We start from the raw sequence: 23612 nt of genomic DNA, 5'->3' as shown, positions 1-23612 counted from the left end.
TTATATAATGTAATGGTCAATAAAGGTCAAACTAAATTTGGCAGCTGACGAAGCTGCCTTTTTGCTACCATTTTTGAGGAGGTATCGGAGATGAATCCAGAACAATTTACAGAAAGTTTGCAACAAGCCTTAGCGGAGGCACAACAGATTGCCCAAACACGGCATCATCAAGAAATTGGGATTCCCCATTTATTTAAATTCTTAACGCAACCAGGTGAGTTAGTGCGGCAGATCTTCAGTGAAGCCGGTACTGACTTAGACCAATTACAAAGCGAACTTGATCGGGAACTCGATGATATTAGTACGGTGAGTGGTGCGAATGTGCAATATGGTCAAAGCTTTAGTAGCAGCTTAAACAGTTTAATGCAGACTGCTGAAGCCAAACGTAAGTCATTAGGCGATGATTTTTTAGCCACTGACACCTTGGCATTAGCATTGATGGACCAAAATGGTGATCAATTAACGAAATACTTGCAACAACATGGGACGACTGCTGGGCAAGTGAAAAATGCGGTCGACCGTATTCGTGGCGGTCAGCGGGTGACATCACGTAATCAAGAAGATCAATATCAAGCTTTGGAAAAATATGGGGTTGATTTGGTCAAAGCGGCGCGTCAGGGCAACCAAGATCCAGTGATTGGTCGGGATGAAGAAATTCTCGATGTGATTCGAATTTTATCGCGTAAAACGAAAAACAATCCGGTTCTGATTGGGGAACCCGGTGTTGGTAAAACGGCGATTGTGGAAGGTTTAGCCCAACGGATCGTCCGCGGTGATGTCCCAGAAAATTTAAAAAATAAAACTATTTTCTCACTAGATATGGGGGCTTTGATTGCTGGGGCCAAGTATCGTGGGGAATTTGAAGAACGGTTAAAAGCGGTCTTAAAAGAAATTAAAAAGAGCGACGGCCAAATTATTATGTTTATCGATGAAATTCATAATATTGTGGGTGCCGGTAAGACCGAAGGCAGTATGGACGCTGGTAATTTATTGAAGCCGATGTTGGCTCGTGGTGAATTGCATTTGATTGGGGCCACGACGCTTGATGAATATCGACAATATTTAGAAAAAGATAAAGCGCTCGAACGGCGGTTCCAACGAGTCTTAGTCGCTGAACCCTCCGTTGATGATACGATCAGTATCTTACGGGGCTTAAAAGAACGTTTTGAGATTCATCATGGCGTGCGCATTCATGATAATGCGTTAGTGGCAGCCGCTAAATTATCCGACCGCTACATTACGGACCATTTCTTACCGGATAAAGCGTTAGATTTAATCGATGAAGCTTCCGCTGAGATTCGCGTGGAAATGAACTCAAATCCGACTGAACTTGACCAAGTTAATCGCCAATTGATGCGGTTAGAAGTCGAAGAAGCGGCCTTAAAGAAGGAAACTGATGATGCGTCGATTAAACGGTTGGCTGATTTGCAACAAGAATTGGCCAGTGCTAAAGAAAAGCAACGGGCATTAGCTGAGCGCTGGAATAGCGAGAAGAAGAGTCTTAAAGCGTTAAGCGATAAAAAAGCGGCTTTGGATAAGGCTAAGCATGATTTAGAAACGGCTGAAAGTCAATATGATTTAGAAGCGGCTGCTAAGTTACAACATGGCACGATTCCCAAGCTGGCGGATGAACTCAAGCAAATGGAAGCAAACGATCATCATGATGACTGGTTGGTTGAAGAATCCGTAACCGCCGATCAAGTTGCCAATGTGGTGTCACGAATGACCGGGATTCCAGTGAATAAATTGGTCGCTGGCGAACGCGAAAAGTTATTGCATTTGGCCGACAACTTGCATCAACGGGTTGTGGGGCAAGATACGGCGGTCAATGCGGTGGCCGATGCGGTCTTACGGTCACGAGCAGGGTTACAAGACCCTAATCGACCATTAGGATCATTCATGTTTCTCGGTCCAACTGGGGTTGGGAAGACTGAATTAGCTAAGGCCTTAGCTGAGAATTTATTCGATGCTGACGATCACATGGTTCGGATCGATATGAGTGAGTATATGGAAAAAGAATCCGTTTCACGACTGGTCGGTGCGGCGCCAGGCTACATTGGCTATGAAGAAGGTGGCCAATTAACGGAAGCGGTGCGGCGAAATCCATATTCAATTGTCTTATTTGATGAAATTGAAAAGGCGCATCCAGATGTGTTCAACATCTTGTTGCAAGTGTTAGATGATGGTCGCTTAACTGATGGTCAAGGTCGCACGGTCGATTTTAAGAATACGATTTTGATCATGACGTCAAACTTAGGTTCAGAATTGTTGCTAGCAGGCATGGACGATCAAGGTCATTTGAGTGATGAGACACATCAACAAGTCATGCAATTGGTCCAAAGTCGCTTTAAACCGGAATTTTTGAACCGAATCGACGATATTATTATGTTCACGCCACTACAATTGAGTGCGATTGAACAAATTGTGGTGAAGTTGATTGATCGTTTGTCAGCTCGCTTGCAAGACCGTGAGATTACGTTGAAGATTTCGGCAGCTGCTAAACACTGGATCGCGCAACAAGGGTATGAACCGGCATATGGTGCGCGGCCGCTGCGGCGCTTTATTACCAATCATGTTGAAACCCCACTCGCCAAAGAAATTATCGCGGGTCGCGTGGCGCCAAAATCAACAGTTGAAATTAATTTGTTAGATGATCATTTGGTTTTTGAAAATCAAACCGCACAATCTAAATAAGCAAAATTTGCCCCGCTTTGAGTGCCTCGTGCACTCAGAGCGGGGCTTTTTATGGTCACTTACCGGTGAATTAATATCGTTTCGAACAGCCGTTTGCTATAATAAGAACAAAACCTAATTGAAAGGAGTTTCCTAATGGCATATATTCCGTTACAAGTTTTAAGCACCTTTAGCTTATTACAAAGTACGAGTACGGTGACTGAATTGGTACAACAGGCTAAGCAACAAGGCTACCCAGCACTAGCGTTGACTGATATCGACGTCATGTATGGCATCGTCGATTTTTATCATGCGTGTCGGCAAGCGGATTTGACGCCAATTTTGGGCATTACATTGAAATTAGCAAGTGATCGCTTAGCCGATCGTGATTTTAGCCTAGTGGTATTGGCAAAGGACTGGACTGGCTACCAAGCGTTGATGCAATTGTCGACGTTAAAACAGACTGCGACGAAAGATGATCCCTTGAAGTTGGCACAAGTACTGCCACATCTGGGACATTTAATTGTATTGACCCCGGCTAAGGATAGCGAACTAATTGCATTGCTGATGCAAGATCAGCCACAAGCCGCAACTGAATGGGTTAAGCAGGTTCAAACCGCAACTGACCCCGATAGCTTGTACTTGGGTGTCTCACTCGACCAAGCCCCAGCATTGCGGACGACATTAGTCGCCTTTGCTGACCAATTATCAGTGCCAGTGGTGGCGCTAGACCCAGTTGATTATGTGGCACCAACGGATTACTTTGCGGTATCGGTTTTACGTGCCATTGAAAATGGACAGCAAATCGAAAAAACGGAAGCTTTACGCGATGTGCAAGGCGGGCATTATTTACGAGCGCCGCAAGACTTGGCGGCAGCTTATGCTGAATTGAATTTGACACAAGCAGTGACGGCAACTGAAACGATTGCGGCCGCTTGCCAAGTGGAACTGGTCTTTCAAAAACCACAATTACCCGCATTTCCAACGCCAAATCAGCAACCAGCTAATCAATATTTACGGCAGTTGTGTGAACAAGGGCTTAAACAACGGTTAGCGGCGTTAGCTGACACAACCGATCCAGCGCCGTATCAGCAACGATTAGACCATGAACTAACGGTTATTGATCAAATGGGATTCGATGATTATTTCTTGATCGTTTGGGATGTGATGAACTATGCCCACAAATCAGCAATTACCACGGGACCTGGACGGGGTTCAGCGGCTGGCTCGCTGGTGGCGTATGTCCTACAGATTACGGATGTCGATCCGTTACAATATGGGTTACTGTTTGAACGCTTTTTAAATGATAAACGGGCGAACATGCCAGATATTGATTTGGATATTCCAGATAATCGACGTGAACAAGTTTTAACCTATGTTCATGATAAATATGGACATGATCGCGTGGCCCAGATCATCACGTTTGGGACGCTAGCGGCCAAGCAGGCATTGCGTGATGTTGGCCGCGTTTTTGGGTTGTCCACGTTTGAAATGAGTGACTGGAGTGCGGCGATTCCTAATCAGTTACACATTACGTTAGACCAAGCTTATCAAGGTTCACAGAAGTTACAAAATTTAGTGGCGGATTCAAGCAAGAATCAGTTACTATTCCAAACGGCGCGGCGCATTGAAGGCCTACCACGACATTATTCGACCCATGCAGCCGGGGTCGTTTTGAGTCAAGTACCATTGATCGAAATTGTGCCATTGCAGGCGGGCAGCGAAACCATGTTGATGACGCAATATACGAAAGATACGGTCGAAGCGGTCGGCTTACTAAAGATGGACTTCTTAGGTTTACGTAACTTGTCCTTAATGGCCAGTGCGCTACATTATGTTCAACGACAAACCGGCCATGATTTAGTCATTAACCAGATTGATTTGAACGATCCAGAGACGTTAAAACTGTTCCAAGCAGGTGATACAACGGGGGTCTTTCAATTTGAATCGGCTGGGATTCGGAACGTTTTGCGACGGTTACATCCGGATAATTTCGAGTTAGTCGCGGCGGTCAATGCGTTGTATCGGCCAGGACCGATGGAAAATATCGATCACTTTATTGCCCGTAAGCAAGGCACTGAACCGGTCACTTACCCTGATCAAGCGTTACAGCCAATTTTAGGACCAACTTATGGTATTTTGGTTTATCAAGAACAAGTCATGCAAGTGGCCGCAGTTATGGGGGGCTTTAGCTTAGGCGAAGCCGATTTGTTACGTCGTGCGATGAGTAAGAAGAAAAAAGCGGTCATTGACGAGATGCGACAAAAGTTTATTACTGGTGCCACTGCCAAACAATTTGCCCCGGCAGTTGCGACGCAGGTTTATCAATATATTGAACAATTCGCAAATTATGGCTTTAATCGCTCGCATGCGGTAGCCTATAGTAAAATGGCATTCGAATTAGCGTATTTAAAGGTACATTACCCCGGGGCCTTTTTCACGTCGTTAATGAATTCTATTTTAGGTAATGGCACCAAGTTAAAACAATATTTAGCCGAAGCTAAGCAACATCAAGTTAAAATCGTGCCGCCAGATATTAATCAAAGTGGGATGTACTTTGACTGGGATGGCCAAGCCATTACGTTTGGCTTGAGTTCGATTAAAGGGTTGCGGCGAGACTTTATTAAGAGTGTCTTAGATGAACGTCAAGCCAATGGACCGTTTAAGAATTTACAACAGTTTATGCAGCGGCTGGAACCGAAATGGTTAAAAGCTGAACTAATGACTGCTCTAATCTACGCTGGGGCCTTTGACCACTTTGGTTTGAACCGGGCGGAGCTATTAACTGGTGTGCCGGAATTAATGTCTAGTGCCGAGCTGGCTGGTAATAGTATGAGTTTGTTCGCATCGCTGGCACCAAAGATTAAAAAGCAACCAGAATTGCCGCTAGGTGAGCGATTAGCGAAGGAAGCCGAGTATCTTGGCGCGTATGTTTCGGGTCATCCAGTGGAGTCTTACAAATGGCTTGCCCAGCAACAAACGGTTTCATTAGTGAGTGCGCTCACTGCTGAGCAACGTGCCAAAATATTGGTCTATATTACTAAAGTTCGGGTAATCCGAACGAAACGTGGTCAACCGATGGCTTTTGCAACGGGGAGTGATTTATCTGGTGAGATTGATTTAACGATTTTTCCACAAACGTATCAACGATTACAAGCTGTTTTGCAACCGGAAACGATTGTCCTAATTAGTGGCAAAGTGGAACAGCAACGGAATTTACAAGTGATTGTCGACCAGTGGCAACTCGCGGACAGTTTCCCGGCACCAACTGGAAAATTATTTTTGCGTTTAACTGCTGAACAAACTAATGCGCAAATTCAAAAAGAAATTTTGACAACTTTGCGGCATTTTCCGGGACCAAACCCGGTTTTGATTTATTCAGCGGCGGCACACAAGACTGTTGAACTAAATTCACAGTATTGGGTAACCAATAATGCAAAAATGATTGGAGCGCTTACAACCTTGTTAGGTCGGGATAACGTCGTCATGAAAAGCGAAAACCCCTGATGTGACAGCGTTTTTAATCACATTTAATTTCAAAAAAGCACAGACAACTTTTATGAAAAGTGTTAGAATCACTTATGGAGTTACGAACTCAATTTATTGCCTGAGGTGAAAAAATGAAACGCATTGGTATTTTGACCAGTGGCGGCGACGCTCCTGGTATGAATGCGGCCGTTCGTGCGGTTGCTCGCAAAGCAATGGCCGAAGGGTTAGAAGCATACGGTATCAACTACGGCTTTGCCGGGTTAGTTGCTGGTGACATTCATAAATTAGTGGCTGCAGATTTAGATAACGTGATTAACGAAGGTGGGACTTTATTGTATTCCGCCCGTTATCCTGAATTTGCTCATGAAGAAGGTCAGTTGAAGGGTATCGAACAATTAAAACGTTTCGGTATCGATGCTTTAGTTGTTATTGGTGGCGACGGTTCTTATCATGGGGCCTTACGTTTAACTGAACATGGCTATAACACCATTGGTCTTCCCGGAACAATTGATAACGATATTCCATTTACTGATTTCACGATCGGTTTTGATACGGCAGTTAACACTGACGTTGAAGCTCTTGATCGGATTCATGATACGGCACTTAGTCATGACCGGACTTTCGTTGTGGAAGTTATGGGTCGTGGCGCTGGTGACGTTGCCATGTGGGCTGGCGTTTCAGCTGGTGCTGACGCCATCGTGATTCCTGAACTTGATTGGGATATGGAAACTATTGCCAACAAGATCAAGCGTAATCGTGCTAACGGCCATCGTTGCAACATTGTTGTTTTGGCTGAAGGTGTGATGAGCGCTGCTGAATTCGTTGAAAAGTTATCTGAATATGGTGACTTTGATGCCCGTGCCAACACAATTGGCCATATGCAACGGGGCGGCCGTCCAACTGCTAAAGACCGTGTTATGGCCAGCAAGATGGGCGCTTATGCCGTTGAACTCTTACTTAGCGGTAAGGGTGGCTTAGCCGTTGGGATTCAAAACAATCAATTAGTGACCCACAACATGTTGGATCTTTTCGATTCTAAGCATGAAGCGGAACTTTCATTAAGCAAGTTGAATGAAGAAATCTCATTCTAAGCTAACTGATTCGATTTACTATTACTTTGATAAAAATGACGTCAATGTCTTTTTATAAAAAACTTTCAAGGGAGAGATTTTTCTTATGAAGAAAACCAAGATTGTTTCAACACTTGGTCCTGCCAGCACCGATACTGACACTATTGTTAAATTAATCGAAGCCGGCGCAAATATTTTCCGCTTTAACTTCTCACATGGTGACCATGAAGAACATTTGGATCGTTTAAACAAGGTCCACGAAGCTGAAAAGATTACGGGTAAGACCGTTGGTATCATGCTTGATACTAAGGGTGCTGAAATTCGGACGACTGTTCAAAAGAACGGTAAGTCAGAATACAAGATCGGCGACAAAGTACGTATTTCAATGGACGCATCTTTAGATACGACCAAAGAAAAAATTGCCGTTACTTACGATGGTCTTTTTGATGACGTCCATGTTGGTGGCCACGTCCTCTTCGATGATGGTTTGTTAGACATGAAGATCGATGAAAAAGACGAAGCTAACCGCGAATTGGTTACGACGGTACAAAATGCCGGTGTCTTGGGCTCACGTAAGGGTACTAACGCTCCTGGCGTTTCAATCAACTTACCTGGGATCACTGAAAAAGACTCAAGCGATATTCGCTTTGGTTTGGATCATGAAATCAACTACATCGCTGCTTCCTTCGTACGTAAACCACAAGATGTTTTAGACATCCGTGAATTACTTGAAGAAAAGCACATGGAACACGTTCAAATCTTCCCTAAGATCGAATCACAAGAAGGTATCGACAACATCGATGAAATTCTTAAGGTTTGTGATGGCTTGATGGTTGCTCGTGGTGACATGGGTGTTGAAATTCCTGCTGAAAATGTACCATTGGTACAAAAGAGCTTAATCCGTAAATGTAATGCATTAGGCATGCCTGTCATTACTGCTACGCAAATGCTTGATTCAATGCAAGAAAACCCACGTCCTACTCGTGCCGAAGCTTCTGACGTTGCCAACGCTGTCTTTGACGGTACTGACGCAACGATGCTTTCTGGTGAAAGTGCTAATGGTCTTTACCCTGTTGAATCTGTTGCCATGATGGCTAAGATCGACGAAAAGGCTGAAAACACTTTGGCTGAAAACGGTAACTTACAATTAAACCGTTTCGACAAGACTAGTGTGACTGAAACAATCGGTATTGCGATTGCTCGGGCTGCTAAGAACTTAGGTATCAAGACGATCGTTGCTGCGACTGAATCTGGCTACACTGCTAAGATGATTTCGAAGTACCGTCCAAATGCTGATATCTTAGCAATCACTTTTGACGAACGGACTCAACGTGGTTTGATGGTTAACTGGGGTGTTCAACCAATCATCGCTGACAAGCCTGAAACCACTGATGACATGTTTGATTTAGCTGCTTCTAAAGCCGTTGAACTTGGCTTTGCTAAGGAAGGCGACTTAATCTTGATCACTGCCGGTGTGCCAGTTGGCGAACGCGGTACAACTAACATCATGAAGATCCAATTAATTGGTTCTAAGTTAGCTGATGGTCAAGGTGTCGGTGACGAAACTGTTATCGGTAAAGCAGTTATCGCAACTTCTGCACAAGAAGCTATCGACAAGGCCGTTGAAGGTGGCGTCTTAGTTACTAAGACCACTGACAAAGACTACTTGCCAGCTATCGAAAAATCAAGCGCTTTGGTTGTTGAAAACGGTGGGTTAACTTCACATGCAGCCGTAGTTGGTATCTCAATGGGGATTCCAGTTATCGTTGGTGTTAAGGATGCAACTTCCGTTGTTGCTGATGGTCAATTAATCACTGTCGACTCACGTCGTGGGATTGTTTACCGCGGTGCATCAAACGCTTTATAAAATCAAATTTAATTTGATGATGAAAAGTCGTCGCGTTTGCGACGGCTTTTTATATACATAGGATTAAGCGTGTAGCCTGAATAAAATCGGGTGGAACCTCGCTATCGAGCACGTTTTCAGTTACAATTAATATCACGAGAGGTGTCGTATGGAAAGTTGGCTATTTTTAGGTGCAATCTTAGTGGTCGCTTGGTTAGGGAAAAATCAGTCCTTACAAATTGCCACGGTGGTTGTGTTAATTATTAAATTGATTCCGAACACGAGTAAGTTGTTGACCACGATTGGTCAAAAAGGAATTAACTGGGGCGTCACGGTGATTACGGTGGCAATCCTAATTCCGATTGCGACTGGTCAAATCGGCTTTCGTGATTTGTGGCATGCGTTTAAATCACCGGTTGGTTGGATTGCCGTTGCCTGTGGGGTGTTGGTATCAGTATTGTCATTTCATGGGGTGGGCTTGCTATCAGCATCACCAGAAATTACGGTGGCACTGGTCTTCGGGACCATCATGGGCGTTGTCTTACTAAAAGGCATCGCTGCTGGGCCCATTATTGCCGCTGGTATCACCTATTGCATTATTCAAGTCTTGCATTTAAGTTTGCAATGATATTAAGGAGCTAATGATAAAGATGGAAAGTATTATTGGAACGGTCGTCACGGCCAAAGTTACAGATGAAAACGATGACGCCTATTTTGTTCAAGTTGAAGGCGAGACTTTATGGGTCGACAAGATGGAACCAGAAAAGCCATTACATATTGGTGGTTTGTATGAAGGGTTTGTCTACGAAAATGAAGATCATCACTTACAGCTAACACGTTTTGTCCCTGAAATTTCTTTTGAACATTATGTTTGGGGGACCGTCGTTCGGACCCGGCATGATTTAGGCGTCTTTGTTGATGTTGGTTTACCAAACAAGGATTTAGTTGTTTCATTGGATGAATTACCAACAATTAGTCGCTTGTGGCCGAAAAAAGATGACCGTTTACTGGTTAAATTAACTCGTGACAATAAGCAACGCTTATGGGGCACGTTGGCTGATCAAAGTGTCTTCGCTGAAATGGCTAAACCATATGACCGGGCCGGGCTTAAAAATGCCGATACGATGGCAACGGTCTTCCGGTTGAAAATGGCGGGTACTTCCGTGATTACCGATGATGGCTATTTGGGCTTCGTTCATCCTTCTGAACGTGATCAAGAACCACGTTTGGGTCAACATGTGAAAGCACGGGTTATCGGTCACTTACGTGATGGTGAATTGAACTTGTCCTTAAAGCCCCGTGGTTATGAAGAAATTGGCGATGATGCGCAAATGTTATTAGCAGCGTTGCAACACCAAGCCAATCATACGTTGCCATTCTGGGATAAGAGTGATCCTGAAGATATTCGGACTTACTTTGGGATTAGTAAATCACAGTTCAAGCGGGCCGTTGGTAATTTGTTAAAGAACCGGTTAATTAGTCAACAACCTGGTGAAATCAAATTGATTGAAGCTGACACTGATGACGAAACCAACGATTAATCAAGCTATGCAGGATCAACTCGCGGATTACTTGCACTTTTTGCGGGTCGAGCGGGGGTTGGTCACTAATAGTATTAAAAGTTATCGGCAAGATTTAACTGAATTTTGTGGTTATTTAAGCACGCAAAAATTGACGACGTTTACCCAAGTTGATCGCTACGTCATCTTAAACTACTTACAAGTTTTAGATGAAGGCGGTAAATCGCGTAATACGATTATCCACACGGTATCAAGTTTGCGGAAGTTTTTTCAATATTTGGCGCAACGGCATCAAATCGACAGTGATCCGATGCTGAAAATCGACACGCCTAAACGTGCCCAACATTTGCCACAAGTTTTATCGGCACATGAAGTGGAACGCTTATTGGCGGTGCCGAAGTTAGAGACACCATTAGGCCTACGTGATCGCGCGTTATTAGAAGTGATGTATGCAACGGGTCTGCGAGTCAGTGAAACGATTAATCTAACGTTAGATGATTTGCATCTGGACTTGGGGTTGATTCAAACGATTGGGAAGGGCGATAAAGAACGTATCATTCCAATCGGGGATGTGGCGATTGACTTTGTTGAACAGTATTTAAAAACCGCCCGGCCCAAGCTGGCGAGTCCTAAACGGCGCAATGATTACATTTTTTTAAATAATCATGGCGGTCAGTTAACCCGCCAAGGGGTTTGGAAGAACTTGAAGGCCGAAGTAAAAGCCGCGGGGATTGAAAAAAACGTTACCCCACATACGTTGCGCCATTCGTTTGCGACGCATATTTTAGAGAATGGTGCTGACTTACGGGTCGTTCAAGAATTACTAGGGCATGCTGATATATCAACGACCCAGATTTATACGCATATTACGAAGAAACGCTTGGCGGAAGTTTATCAAAAATTTCATCCCCGGGCGTAGTCGAGGAGGATTGAGATGTTAGTCAAATATCGCAAGGATTATGAAAAAGTCGCGATGGGCTTATTATCGTTTATTCCTGATTTTAAAGATTTAAGTCACTTGAAAACTGAAATGCAATGGTATCAAGCGACCGATGATCACCAACTGTTACTGTGGCGTAAAGCCGACGGTGATTTTAGTGGGGTAATCGGGATTGAAATTGGTTCGGACTTCGTGTTAGTCCGCCACGACTCGTTATCACCGGAAGATCGAACAACGGCTAATCAAGGTCAGATGCTAGATGAATTAGCGACGTTATATCCAACAAAGCGGGTGATGGGTACGCTAGAAATGGCCCCAATTATTGGTGAATGGGAGCGAAACCGTGACAAACAACGAACAACCAATCACAATTAAGATTTCAGAATTTGAGGGTCCCCTCGATTTACTTTTGCATTTGATTCGGCAAAACAAGATGGATATTTATGATATCCCGATTGCTGCCATCACGCAGCAGTATTTGGACTACTTACATTCGATGCAACAGTTACAATTAGATATTGCTGGGGATTATTTGGTTATGGCAGCGACATTAATGACGATTAAAAGTCGTTATTTATTGCCGCAGCCGGCAACCGAACCCGATGATGATGAGGCTGACAGCGATGATCCAAGAGATTCGTTGGTGGCAGAATTGCTGGCCTATAAAGTGTATCAAGAGGCCGCTGGTGAGTTGCGGGTTAAAGAACAAGCGCGTCACCAACACTTTACCCGTGAGGCGGCATCAGTGCCGACTGAACTACCAGTACCGACGTTAACTGCAGGTATTACCGTGGCTGATTTACAAGCAGCTTTTCGACAATTAGTGGCCAAACGTCGACGGGCGCGGCCGTTAATTAAGACGGTCACTGCTGATCCCATCAGTATTGAAGATCGGATGCACCAAATTACAACTCAGTTACAACAACGCCCTCAAGGCACTGATTTTGCGTTGCTATTTACAGCGGATGCCAGTGACGAGATGCTCGTCACGACATTTATGGCCGTGTTAGAATTAACGAAACAAGCCCAGTTAAAATTGACGCAAACTGATCCGATGGGGCCGTTACACTTATATTTACGACAGGATGAGCACGATGACGAACATTGAACAAATTGAAGCCTTGTTATTTGTGGCGGGCGACGAAGGCATTACTGTAGCTGAAATCGAACATGCGACAGGGTTTGCCAAACCAGCGATTAATACGTTGTTGACCGATTTGGCGGCGAAGTATGAGCAGGATAGTGACAGTGCGTTGATGATCTTATCGACGGCCAGTACGTATCGGTTGGCGACTAAAGCGGCCGTTGCGCCAGTCTTGAAGAAATACTTTGAAGCACCGTTAACGACGAATTTGTCACAGGCTTCGTTAGAAGTTTTGGCGATTATTGCGTATCGGCAACCATTGACCCGAATTGAGATCGATGAGATTCGTGGGGTTCAAAGTGGGTCAACGATTCAAAAATTAGTTTTGCGGCAATTAGTGACCGAAACGGGGCGCTTGAATGAGCCCGGCCGGCCGATTTTGTATGGGACGACGGAATTGTTTTTAGATTATTTTGGCTTAAAAGCATTAGACGACTTACCGGCCATTGATTTAGATGCATTGACCGATACGGAACATCCGGCACCAGAAACGGATCTCTTTTTAACCGCCTTTCAAGATAAATTAACGGGTGCAGACACAAAATCAGATAGTGAGGAATAACAATGGCAGAACGATTACAAAAAGTTATGGCCGAAGCAGGGGTGGCTTCACGGCGTAAGTCTGAAGTTTTGATTACTTCAGGTCACGTCAAAGTCAACGGTAAAACGGTCACGACGCTTGGTGTCAAAGTTGAACCAAGTGACCAAATTGAAGTTGATGGTTTACCAGTGATGGCCGAAAAATTGGTCTATTATTTATTTTACAAACCACGTGGTGTGGTGACGACCGTGCATGATGAAAAGGGTCGTAAAACAGTTTTAGACTTCTTTGAAGATGTTCCAGAACGGATCTATCCAGTCGGTCGTTTAGATTATGATACGTCAGGACTCTTAATTATGACGAATGATGGTGCCTTAGCGAACCGGTTAACGCATCCAAAGTATGAAGTCAAAAAGACTTATTTGGCTAAAGTTGAAGGGGTGCCAACCAATGCTGATTTAAAGCAATTGCGGTTGGGGGTCGAAATTGATGGGCGCACAACCGCGCCAGCCAAGTCCAACTTGTTGGATAGCGACCACAAGAAAAACAATGCCTTGGTTCAATTGACGATTCATGAAGGACATAATCATCAAGTTAAGAAGATGCTGGCAGCCGTCGGTCACCCCGTTACGAAGTTAAAACGGGAACGATACGGTATCTTAGACTTGCAAAGTTTGCAGCCTGGGGAGTATCGTAAGTTAAAGCCAATTGAAATTAGTAAACTAAAGGGCGAAAGATAGCGCTTGCATTGTTGATGGAAATTGGTTAAGATGTAGTTGTAAAAAATTTTATATTGGTTCATCTTCAGGGCAGGGTGTAATTCCCGACCGGCGGTTAAAGCCCGCGACCTATGCAACATATAGTGATTTGGTGTAATTCCAAAGCCGACAGTTAAAGTCTGGTATAAAGAAGATCGAGCTTATTTGACATGAACTTGCAAATAACTCGCCCTGATGAAACGGAAGCGTTTTCAGGACGAGTTTTTTTGATGGCTTATGGCAATGCGGTTCATAATGAAGATGACCCATAGGAGGGTGCGTTATGCAACAAACGACGTTACGCCGACTAGTGGGCATTGCCTTACTCGGCGCATGTGCATATGTGTTAATGTTACTGGAATTTCCAATCATCCCTATTGCTTCATGGATGAAGATTGATTTCTCGGATATTCCGATTTTGATTGGGCTATTTTTATTCGGTATGGGTGGTGCGTTTACCATCACTATTTTGAAATTAGTCTTATACTTAGCGATGCGAGGCTTTGCACTACCAGACTTGATTGGTTCACTAGCCAGCTTTATGGGCTCAGCAGTCTTGATCTTGGCATTTGGCTTAGTCTTACGGTACTACCATGGTAATGAAAAATGGCGGATGCCAATTGCAATCGGGATTGCGACGATCGGTCTGGCGGTCATTGAATCGTTAGCCAATTTAACATTTGTGTTGCCATTCTATATGCAAGTCATGGGAATGAAGCTGGGCTTTTCATTAAATTACTTAGTCTTAGTTGCCGTTGTACCATTCAACTTGATCAAAGGGTTACTGGTCGGCAATGTGTTCTGGTTAGTTTATAACCGGTTAGCCAAGTGGTTAAGTAAGCAAAATCAATTATTGAGTCGCGTCTCACACTAAATCAGCGCAATTTACGGAGTTTGGCTTAAAGGCCAAGCTCTTTTTGTTTCCCATTGATTTGACTGACCTAGGCTTTCATTCGCGTCGGGGTGCTGAACATGCTATGCTAATGTTAACTATTTTTTGAAGGGACGTGGCAGCGTGTTTGCCGATTATTTACTCTTACTGTTTGCAACCGAGCCACGACGTGCCAAAGCCATCTATAATGTCTGTCGGGGCCGACGAACAGTGTCGACGTTATTTGCTGGTTTAACTTATCAGCAATTAGCTTGGCTCGACAGTTGGCATGGGGTGCCGCTAGCGAAATTTGAAGCGGCGGCCCAAACGTTGATTGCGGCTGGTTGGCTACAGGCGCCAACTGATGGTTACTTGGCACTGACGGCAGCCGGTCAAGCGCAACAAGCCGAGCTACAGCAGCGACTATATCAACCAGTTGCTTGGCAGCAATTCCGGCAAGCCGATGTGCGCCGCTTTACAGCGTTGAGCCAATTGGCGTTACAAGTTGTGTCAGAATATAGCCATCAAACGAAGCGTTATTATCCCGTTACGACGGATCCTGGTGTCCAAGCAACGGTTAAACGCTGGTTTCGCCAGTGGCGCAAGCCGATGATCGTGACGCAAGTCGTTACCGAACTACATGCATTTTTAGCAACCTTAGCACCAACACAAGCGACTATTTTTATGAATAGTGTGACGGGCTATGACTTTCCAGGGCAAACGGATCAACAACTGGCAACTGCATTTAAGCGGACACCAGTCGAGATATTAGTGATGCGTAAGGATTTGAGTTGCCAATTAGTTGCGTGGTTACGTCAACAGCCAACCGGACCACTAGCGGCTTTGGTTAAGCCACTTGTGAAGGCAAATCCCGTTAGTACCAGTGCTTGGCAGACTTACCAAGCGTTTCAGCAAACGGCAGATTTGTCGCAGATTGCAACTCAGCGCCGATTAAAGCTAAGCACGGTGCGTGAGCATTTGTTGGAAACGGCGATTCTAACGCCAGGATTTCCTTTTGAGACGATTTTGACGCCTGAGCTGCTCGCCCCCTTAACTGCGGTGTTTGGTGAGTCAGCATCAGTGGCAACGTGGCGGTTTGAGCAAGTCCAATCGGTTGCGCCGACACTAGATTTTTTTTGCTTCCGGTTATATCAAATAATGAGGTGTCAACGTGCAACAGCGTGAGATTTATCAGTTATTAAAACAAAAATATGGCTTTGACGAATTCCGACCGGGCCAGTATGAGGTTATTGCAGCGTTACTAACGCACCAAGATGTTTTGGCTGTTTTACCGACGGGGACCGGGAAGTCCTTGATTTACCAGTTCGTGGGAACGGTGATGCCTGGACTGGTCGTGGTCGTATCACCGCTGATTTCACTCATGCAAGACCAAGTCGCCCGGTTAAACTATCAAGGTGAAAAGGCAGTGGCCGCTTTAACGTCACAAGTGGATTTTGGCACGCGGCAAGCGACCCTCAACCATCTTGCACAAGTGAAGTTTTTATTTGTGTCACCAGAGATGCTGAAGCAGACCGCCGTATTAACCGCATTACAGACGGTCAAGATCGCCTTATTTGTCGTTGATGAAGCTCATTGTATCTCGACTTGGGGGCCAGACTTTCGGCCGGACTATTTAGGGTTAGGCCAGTTAAAACAACAATTAGGCCAACCGTTGACCTTGATGTTGACTGCCACGGCGACGGCGCAAGTCCGGCAAGATATCGTGACCCAACTACAAGTCCCAACGGCCAAACAAGTCGTGTACTCGGTTAATCGCCCTAATATTTATTTGGCCGTTGAACAAGTGAGCAATGAAGCCGCGAAGCGTGAACGGCTACAGCAACTAGTAACGACCGTGGCGACGCCGGCAATTGTTTATTTTAGTTCGAAAAAACAAACTGATTTGATTGCTGAGTGGTTGCGACAAACGACCGGACTTCGGGTCGCAGCATATCATGCTGGCTTATCGGCTGAAGATCGCTTCAAGATTCAACAACAGTTTATGACTGGCCAATTAGATGTGATTTGCGCCACGTCCGCTTTTGGCATGGGTATTAATAAAGCGGATATCCGCATGGTCGTTCATTATCATCTCCCGACGACGTTAGCGGACTATGTGCAAGAAATTGGTCGCGCGGGTCGTGATGGTCAACAATCACTAGCCATGTTGTTGTATGCGCCCGGAGATGAGCAACTCGTCCGCAATTTGAATGAGTTGACCGCTGCTAGTACGACACAAATCCAAAATGACTATCAACGGTTTCAACATCAGCAAACCCCACCAGATGAATTGGCCGCCGTTTTACAGTTTTATTGGGAACATCAGTATTCGGTGGCTCAAGTTGAGGCGTTGTTTACGGAGCGGCAACAGCAAAAACAACGTGAATTACAGCAATTATTAGCTTATGTGCAGACGACAACTTGTCGGCGGGCAACATTGTTAGCTCACTTTGGTGAACCCAAGCCGTCGCATACGGCGACATGTTGTCAAAGTGCGGGGAGCAGTTTACCCCTTGAAACGTTAGGGTTGCAAGCGGCAACAAAAGTTGAACAGACACCAATTACTAGCTGGGAAACCTTGCTAGACCAGTTGTTTTTACAAAAAATTTAAAGAAATTGATTAGGCGTTATGTTACAATATTTGATGAAAGTTTTTTGAGGAGGAACCCCCTATGAGTCAAAAAAATGATAATGAAAAGTCTCAAAATGATAAACCCTGGGACAAAACTTTTGAAGACGATCGGGATGACTCGGGCAATTTATCGCGAACTCAAAAACGTAAACAAGATAGTAGTAATTCCACGTTAACCACGGTTTTAGTGGTTTTAATTTTGTTGCTCGCTTTAGCACCAATTGGCTATTTCTTGGTGCGGAAAAATTCGCTCAATAATAACCCGCAGACTGAACAAGTCGCTAGCTCTAGTTCTAAGAAGAAAGCGTCTAGTTCAGCCGTCGCCAAAGCCTCTTCAAAAGCCGCTGCCAAAAAAAGCCAGTCGGTGGCAGCCGCAAAAAAAGCGAAGGCTAAAAGTAAAAGTAGCAGTTTAGCCGCCGCAAGTTCGACATCTAAGGCTAATTCAACCACAACGAGCAGCACTAGTGCTGATGAAACCAGTAGCTCGGCGAGTACGTCAAGTAGCAGTAGCAGCAGTAGTTCGTCATCAGCTTCTGGGACGAAGTATGTGACGGTTGAAGCTGGCCAAGGGGTCTACCGGGTTGCAACTAACGCGGGGATCTCAGTTGATAAACTGTTGGAATTAAATGGGTTATCATCAGATTCGACGATTTCGGCTGGTCAACGGTTACGTGTCCGTTAAAAACGCGATTTTTGGATTGTGAGGGTAATGGTTAAATGGCTAAGCAAGGGTTACAAGTTGCCATCGATGGACCAGCTTCAGCTGGTAAAAGCACCGTGGCAAAATTAGTCGCCAAACGCTTCGGTTATATTTATGTGGACACTGGTGCCATGTATCGAGCCGTAACGTATTGGGCAATGCAACAACACGTTGAATTGACCGATGAAGCCGCCGTGGCCAAGCTAATGCAAACATTAACGATTAGCTTTAAGCCAGGTGAACCTGATCAGTTAGTTTTTGCTAACGATCAAGACATCACGATGGCAATCCGGCAACCGGATGTGACGAATAACGTCTCAACGATTGCCGCATTGCCAAAAGTACGTGAAATCTTAACCGACCAACAACGGCAAATTGCCACTGCTGGTGGGGTGGTCATGGATGGTCGTGACATTGGCACGACGGTCTTGCCACAAGCTGAAGTCAAGGTTTTCTTAATCGCTTCAGCAGCGGAACGGGCTAAACGCCGCTACGCTGAAAATATTAAAAAGGGTATCGACACGCCCTTGGCGCAGCTTCAAGCTGAAATCGAATTACGAGATCATAAAGATTCTACTCGTAAAGTGTCACCGCTGACTCAGGCAGCCGATGCGGTCTTGGTCGATACGACGCCAATGTCGATCGAACAAGTAGTAGATACCATTGCCGAAATTATAAAAAAACAAAGTTCAACAATCTAATTGCATTACTTAATGCTTTTAGCTAGCTTTTCATTGCGTTTTCAGCTATGATATAGGTTAGAGTTATTGTTGACAGGAGGAAATTTGCATGAGTGAAAACGAAAACAGTCAAAATGGGAAAAATGAACTTTTAGACGCTTTAAACAGCGTTGAAGAAGTTAACGTCGGTGATGTAGTTAAGGGTGAAGTCTTAGCTATCGACGACGACAAACAAGTTATTGTTGGGATCCAAGGTACCGGTGTTGAAGGGGTCGTTCCTTTTAAAGAACTCTCAACACAACGGGTTGAAGATGTCAATGAAGCCGCTAAAGTTGGCGACGTATTAGACTTGGTTGTCATTTCTCGGATTGGCAACGACAAAGAAAACGGCAGTTACTTACTGTCACATCGTCGGTTAGAAGCTCGCAAAGTTTGGGACGACGTTGAAAAAGAATACGAAGCAGGGCATACGATCAAAGCTCCCGTTACGCAAGTTGTTAAAGGCGGCTTAGTCGTTGATGCTGGCGTTCGTGGTTTCATCCCGGCCTCTATGATTGATGATCATTACGTTGAAGACTTGAATGCTTACAAGGGTCAAGAACTTGAACTTAAGATTATTGAAATCGAACCTAGCGAAAACCGGTTGATCTTGTCACACCGTGCCGTTGTTGAAAAGCAACGTGAAGCACAACGTGAAGAAGCATTACAAACCTTACAAGCTGGCGAAGTTGTCAGTGGTAAAGTTGCACGTTTGACTAACTTCGGGGCCTTTGTTGACCTTGGCGGTATCGATGGGTTGGTTCACGTTTCTGAAATTTCATACGACCGGGTTGAAAAGCCTGCTGACGTCTTGAAAGTTGGCCAAGAAGTTAAGGTTAAGATCTTATCTGTTGATGCTGACCGTGAACGGGTTTCATTGTCAATCAAGGCAACGTTACCAGAACCATGGGATGGTATCGAAGAAAAAGCCCCTCAAGGCGCTGTACTTGATGGGAAAGTTAAACGTTTGACGAGCTTTGGGGCCTTCGTTGAAGTCTTCCCTGGCGTTGAAGGTTTAGTTCATATTTCACAAATTTCACACCAACACATTGCGACACCTAATGATGTCTTAAAAGTTGGTCAAGAAATCAAAGTTAAGGTTTTGGATGTTCGTCCAGACGAAAAGCGTTTAGCTTTATCAATCAAAGCCTTAGAAGAAAAGCCACAATCAGCTGAAGGCGAAGAAGAAAACCACAGCAACAACAACCGTGGGAACAATCGTCGTAACAACAACCGTTCAAACCGTTCCGCAAGCGAACGTTCAACGGCTAATGCCCCAGAAGAATCAACTGGGTTCACTTTAGGTGATTTGATCGGTAACGAATTAAAAAATGCCGAAAAAAATGATGACGAAAACTAATCATCGTTAAGTAAAAAATACCCTTCAAGCTTGCCTTGAAGGATATTTTTTTATGTAAAGGAGGAATTTGAATGCCAAAACCAGTTGTCGCAATCGTTGGCCGGCCAAACGTCGGTAAATCGACCATTTTTAACCGGATCGCCGGTGACCGAATTTCAATCGTTGAAGATACGCCTGGGGTGACTCGGGACCGGATCTACGCGAACAGTGAATGGTTAGGACAAAAATTTAGTATGATCGATACCGGGGGGATTGATATTGATGACGCCCCGTTTATCAAGCAAATTACCGAACAAGCCGAGATTGCGATCGATGAAGCCGATGTGATCGTTTATATCGTGAGCGCTAAAGAAGGCGTGACCGATGCGGATGAACATGTGGCTCAAATCTTGTATCGCTCAGATAAACCGGTTGTTTTAGCGGTTAATAAAGTCGACAATCCTGAATTACGGTCTGAAATTTATGATTTCTATTCCTTAGGCTTTGGCGATCCCTATCCAATTTCAGGGGCGCATGGGCTAGGTTTAGGTGATTTGTTAGATGCTGTGATCAAGAACTTCCCGGATAAGACGGGTGAAGATGAACCTGGTACGATTCGCTTTAGCTTGATTGGCCGCCCAAACGTTGGGAAATCATCGATTGTTAATGCGCTGTTAGGTGAAGACCGGGTTATCGTCTCTAACGTTGCTGGGACGACGCGGGATGCCATTGACACGAAGTTTACGGATGCTGATGGCAACCGCTTTGTCATGGTCGATACAGCCGGGATTCGAAAAAAAGGTAAGGTTTACGAAAACACTGAACGCTATAGTGTGATGCGGGCCTTAAAAGCCATTGATAATAGTGATGTGGCCTTGTTTGTCATTAACGCGGATGAAGGTGTTCGTGAACAAGATAAGCGGGTAGCAGGTTATGCCCATGAAGCTGGGAAAGCCATTGTGATTGTGGTTAATAAGTGGGATTTGGTCAAAAAAGATAATAAGACGATGCAAGAATTTGAAGCGTATGTGCGCGATGAATTCGTTTACTTGAGCTATGCACCAATTATCTTTGTTTCCGCTAAGACGTCACAACGCTTAGCCCAGTTGCCAGCTTTGATTCAAAAGGTCAATACGAACCATTCACGTCGAATCCAATCATCAGTCTTAAATGACGTTATTATGGACGCGATTGCGATGAATCCAACGCCAAGTGATAACGGGAAGCGGCTCCGGGTCTACTATGCAACGCAAGTGGCCATTCAGCCGCCAACCTTTGTGGTCTTTGTTAATGACCCTGATATGATGCATTTTTCGTATGAACGTTTCTTAGAAAATCAAATCCGCAATGCCTTTGATTTTACTGGGACACCAATTCATATGATCGAACGGCGTCGAAAGTAGCCGAAACGGCGTAAAACCGGCATTTTAGCATAAGCACGAAAAGTTGTAAACGATTAATGCTTAATTTTGATATTTTACGCAAAAACCCTAAAAAAGCTTGCTATTACGGCATTCCTATGCTATCTTTGATGAAGAAATGATGCTTGTCATCGTTTCTCTCATTTTTGGACCACTCAAAAATGATCATCTGGATGTACGTACAAAATTACATACATCTTCACTCTGTAAAGGGGAGGTGAATCAAACATGGCAAACAAAGCTGAATTGGTTAACAACGTTGCTGCTGCAACTAACTTAACTAAGAAAGACGCAACCGCTGCAGTTGACGCAGTCTTTGCATCAATCCAAGAAACTCTTGCAAAGGGTGAAAAAGTTCAACTGATCGGATTTGGTAACTTCGAAGTACGTGAACGTGCCGCTCGTAAGGGCCGCAACCCACAAACTGGTCAAGAAATCCAAATTCCTGCAAGCAAAGTACCTGCATTTAAGCCAGGGAAAGCTTTAAAGGACGCAGTTAAATAATTACCTTAAAGTGTAAGCTTTAAGCCAGTATAACAACCGTTATACTGGCTTTTTTGTTGTCATTTGCGTTATGATAGTAAGTCGAGTGACACGACTATATCGCTAAAAGGATGGGTGTTATGACTTATTCAGAAAAAATGTTAGCCGCGCTTTCAAACGGGCAACTAGAAACGGCTAAGAAACATTATGCGTGGGCATTACGTAAAGATGATGATGATACGCTCTATAGTTTAGCTGAAGAACTGTATGGGTTGGGCTTTTTAAAGCAAGCCACCCGAATCTATAAAAAATTACTTGCTAAATATCCTGATGAGGATAATTTACGAACGAGTTTAGCTGATATTGCGATCGATGAAGACGATACCGATTTAGCAATGGATTATCTGCATCAAGTTAAACCCGATTCACCGGCTTACGTGCAAGCTTTATTGGTAGAAGCTGACTTATATCAAACACAAGAATTGTTTGAAGTCAGTGAACAGAAATTGGTTGAAGCGTACCAAATCGCACCGGATGAACCGGTGGTTGAATTTGCATTGGCTGAATTTTACTTTTTGATTCGGAACTATAATAAAGCGATTCGCTTTTATTTAGATTTAATCAAAAAGGGCCAATTGGAGATCTCTAAAGTGAACTTGGTTGAACGGCTCGGGGTTTCATATGCGGAAGCCGGTCGCTTTGAACAAGCCGTTGGGTATTTAGAACAGATCAAACCAGCAAAACTAACGCCAGATAGTCAATTTGAACTTGGGTTTACCTATTTACAATTAGATGAACCGCGGAAGGCAATTGATACGTTGAATAAGTTACGTGAGCAAGATTCGCAATATGCGACTGTTTATCCGTACTTAGCAGAAGCCCATGTGAAATTAAATGAGCTAGATCAAGCCTTATTGACGCTGCAAGAAGGTTTAGCGGTTGATCAGTATAATGAACAGCTTTACTTGCAAACGGCGCGTATCGCGCTTAAATTGGACGATCGCGACTTAGCTGAGAAGTACTTGCGTGAAGGGTTGAGTATCGATCCAGATAATTTAACCACGGTCTTGGAATTATCTAACTTATTAGTCCAACAAGAACGTTATCAAGATAATATTGATTTGTTGGATCAGTACTTACAAAGCAATGAGTTTGACCCCCAATTTTATTGGAACTTAGCGGTCTCAAATGATCGGTTAGATCATGTCAAAGCCGCCCGTGATAACTATCTAGCGGCTTATCCGTTCTTTGAGCACAACGAAGACTTCTTAAAACCAGCAATTTACTTCTTCCGTGAAGCCGGGATGGCTGATGAAACCGTGGCAGCTTTACGGAACTATCTCGTGATTGAACCAGATGATGGTGAAATGGTGGCAATGCTAGAAGATTTCGAAGATCAAGGCTACTAGATGATTGTAAATGCTTCCAACTTTGATAAAATATAAGTTAATTAATATTTTATTTGG

General features: G+C 44.3%; 20 protein-coding genes and 1 riboswitch. All 20 genes read left to right on the top strand.

Annotated features, from left to right (window positions below; translation table 11 throughout):
* The first annotated feature begins 90 nt into the window (after window positions 1-90).
* The 20 genes from clpB to FFM75_RS03700 all read left to right on the top strand — a co-directional run bounded on the left by clpB (window position 91) and on the right by FFM75_RS03700 (window position 23555).
* Window positions 91-2694 (top strand): ATP-dependent chaperone ClpB, encoded by a 2604-nt coding sequence (gene clpB, locus FFM75_RS03800; RefSeq protein WP_137627869.1) that lies wholly within the window; start codon window positions 91-93, stop codon window positions 2692-2694.
* 135 nt (window positions 2695-2829) lie between these two features.
* The gene (dnaE, locus tag FFM75_RS03795; protein WP_137627868.1) at window positions 2830-6180 is read left to right on the top strand and encodes a DNA polymerase III subunit alpha; all 3351 of its coding nucleotides are present in this window, start codon (window positions 2830-2832) and stop codon (window positions 6178-6180) included.
* A gap of 113 nt (window positions 6181-6293) precedes the next feature.
* A complete protein-coding gene (pfkA, locus tag FFM75_RS03790; protein WP_137627867.1) occupies window positions 6294-7253 on the top strand; it encodes a 6-phosphofructokinase in 960 nt (319 codons plus the stop codon).
* Between the two features lie 85 nt (window positions 7254-7338).
* Window positions 7339-9099, top strand: a complete 1761-nt coding sequence (pyk, locus tag FFM75_RS03785; protein WP_137627866.1) for a pyruvate kinase — start codon at window positions 7339-7341, stop codon at window positions 9097-9099.
* Window positions 9100-9247: 148 nt separating this feature from the next.
* Entirely contained in the window at window positions 9248-9706 is a 459-nt protein-coding gene (locus FFM75_RS03780; RefSeq protein WP_137627865.1) for a DUF441 domain-containing protein, read from the top strand.
* Window positions 9707-9728: 22 nt separating this feature from the next.
* Window positions 9729-10619, top strand: a complete 891-nt coding sequence (locus FFM75_RS03775) for a CvfB family protein (RefSeq protein ID WP_137627864.1) — start codon at window positions 9729-9731, stop codon at window positions 10617-10619.
* Between the two features lie 7 nt (window positions 10620-10626).
* The gene (xerD, locus tag FFM75_RS03770; RefSeq protein ID WP_137627970.1) at window positions 10627-11517 is read left to right on the top strand and encodes a site-specific tyrosine recombinase XerD; all 891 of its coding nucleotides are present in this window, start codon (window positions 10627-10629) and stop codon (window positions 11515-11517) included.
* A gap of 15 nt (window positions 11518-11532) precedes the next feature.
* Window positions 11533-11913, top strand: coding sequence for an N-acetyltransferase (locus FFM75_RS03765; protein ID WP_137627863.1), 381 nt, complete (start codon window positions 11533-11535; stop codon window positions 11911-11913).
* On the top strand, window positions 11882-12646 hold the full coding sequence (locus tag FFM75_RS03760; protein ID WP_137627862.1) for a segregation and condensation protein A: 765 nt from the start codon (window positions 11882-11884) through the stop codon (window positions 12644-12646). Before FFM75_RS03765 ends, FFM75_RS03760 begins: the two co-directional genes overlap by 32 nt.
* Window positions 12633-13244: an SMC-Scp complex subunit ScpB gene (scpB, locus tag FFM75_RS03755; RefSeq protein WP_137627861.1), complete on the top strand. Its 612-nt coding sequence runs from the start codon at window positions 12633-12635 to the stop codon at window positions 13242-13244. Before FFM75_RS03760 ends, scpB begins: the two co-directional genes overlap by 14 nt.
* A gap of 2 nt (window positions 13245-13246) precedes the next feature.
* Window positions 13247-13963: a pseudouridine synthase gene (locus FFM75_RS03750; RefSeq protein WP_137627860.1), complete on the top strand. Its 717-nt coding sequence runs from the start codon at window positions 13247-13249 to the stop codon at window positions 13961-13963.
* Between the two features lie 56 nt (window positions 13964-14019).
* Window positions 14020-14141: riboswitch (FMN riboswitch) on the top strand.
* 123 nt (window positions 14142-14264) lie between these two features.
* A complete protein-coding gene (locus FFM75_RS03745; protein WP_137627859.1) occupies window positions 14265-14855 on the top strand; it encodes an ECF transporter S component in 591 nt (196 codons plus the stop codon).
* A 141-nt stretch (window positions 14856-14996) separates the two neighbouring features.
* Complete coding sequence (locus FFM75_RS03740) at window positions 14997-16037, top strand: YpbB family protein (RefSeq protein WP_137627858.1); 1041 nt, start codon at window positions 14997-14999, stop codon at window positions 16035-16037.
* Window positions 16024-17463 carry a RecQ family ATP-dependent DNA helicase gene (locus tag FFM75_RS03735; RefSeq protein ID WP_137627857.1) on the top strand — a complete coding sequence of 480 codons (1440 nt, stop codon included), beginning with the start codon at window positions 16024-16026 and terminating at the stop codon, window positions 17461-17463. Before FFM75_RS03740 ends, FFM75_RS03735 begins: the two co-directional genes overlap by 14 nt.
* 61 nt (window positions 17464-17524) lie before the next feature.
* Complete coding sequence (locus FFM75_RS03730; RefSeq protein WP_137627856.1) at window positions 17525-18166, top strand: LysM peptidoglycan-binding domain-containing protein; 642 nt, start codon at window positions 17525-17527, stop codon at window positions 18164-18166.
* A gap of 35 nt (window positions 18167-18201) precedes the next feature.
* Window positions 18202-18885 (top strand): (d)CMP kinase, encoded by a 684-nt coding sequence (gene cmk / locus FFM75_RS03725; RefSeq protein ID WP_137627855.1) that lies wholly within the window; start codon window positions 18202-18204, stop codon window positions 18883-18885.
* 88 nt (window positions 18886-18973) lie between these two features.
* Window positions 18974-20263, top strand: a complete 1290-nt coding sequence (rpsA, locus tag FFM75_RS03720) for a 30S ribosomal protein S1 (protein ID WP_137627854.1) — start codon at window positions 18974-18976, stop codon at window positions 20261-20263.
* Between the two features lie 71 nt (window positions 20264-20334).
* Entirely contained in the window at window positions 20335-21645 is a 1311-nt protein-coding gene (gene der, locus FFM75_RS03715; RefSeq protein WP_137627853.1) for a ribosome biogenesis GTPase Der, read from the top strand.
* 246 nt (window positions 21646-21891) lie between these two features.
* Complete coding sequence (locus tag FFM75_RS03705) at window positions 21892-22167, top strand: HU family DNA-binding protein (protein WP_130843361.1); 276 nt, start codon at window positions 21892-21894, stop codon at window positions 22165-22167.
* 119 nt (window positions 22168-22286) lie between these two features.
* Entirely contained in the window at window positions 22287-23555 is a 1269-nt protein-coding gene (locus FFM75_RS03700) for a tetratricopeptide repeat protein (RefSeq protein WP_137627852.1), read from the top strand.
* Window positions 23556-23612: the final 57 nt, after the last annotated feature.

Origin of the sequence: Lactiplantibacillus daowaiensis, from assembly GCF_005405085.1 — a bacterium.
Classification (GTDB): domain Bacteria; phylum Bacillota; class Bacilli; order Lactobacillales; family Lactobacillaceae; genus Lactiplantibacillus; species Lactiplantibacillus daowaiensis.
Note: the sequence above shows the minus strand (reverse complement) of the source record. Positions and strands in the feature narration are given on the sequence as shown.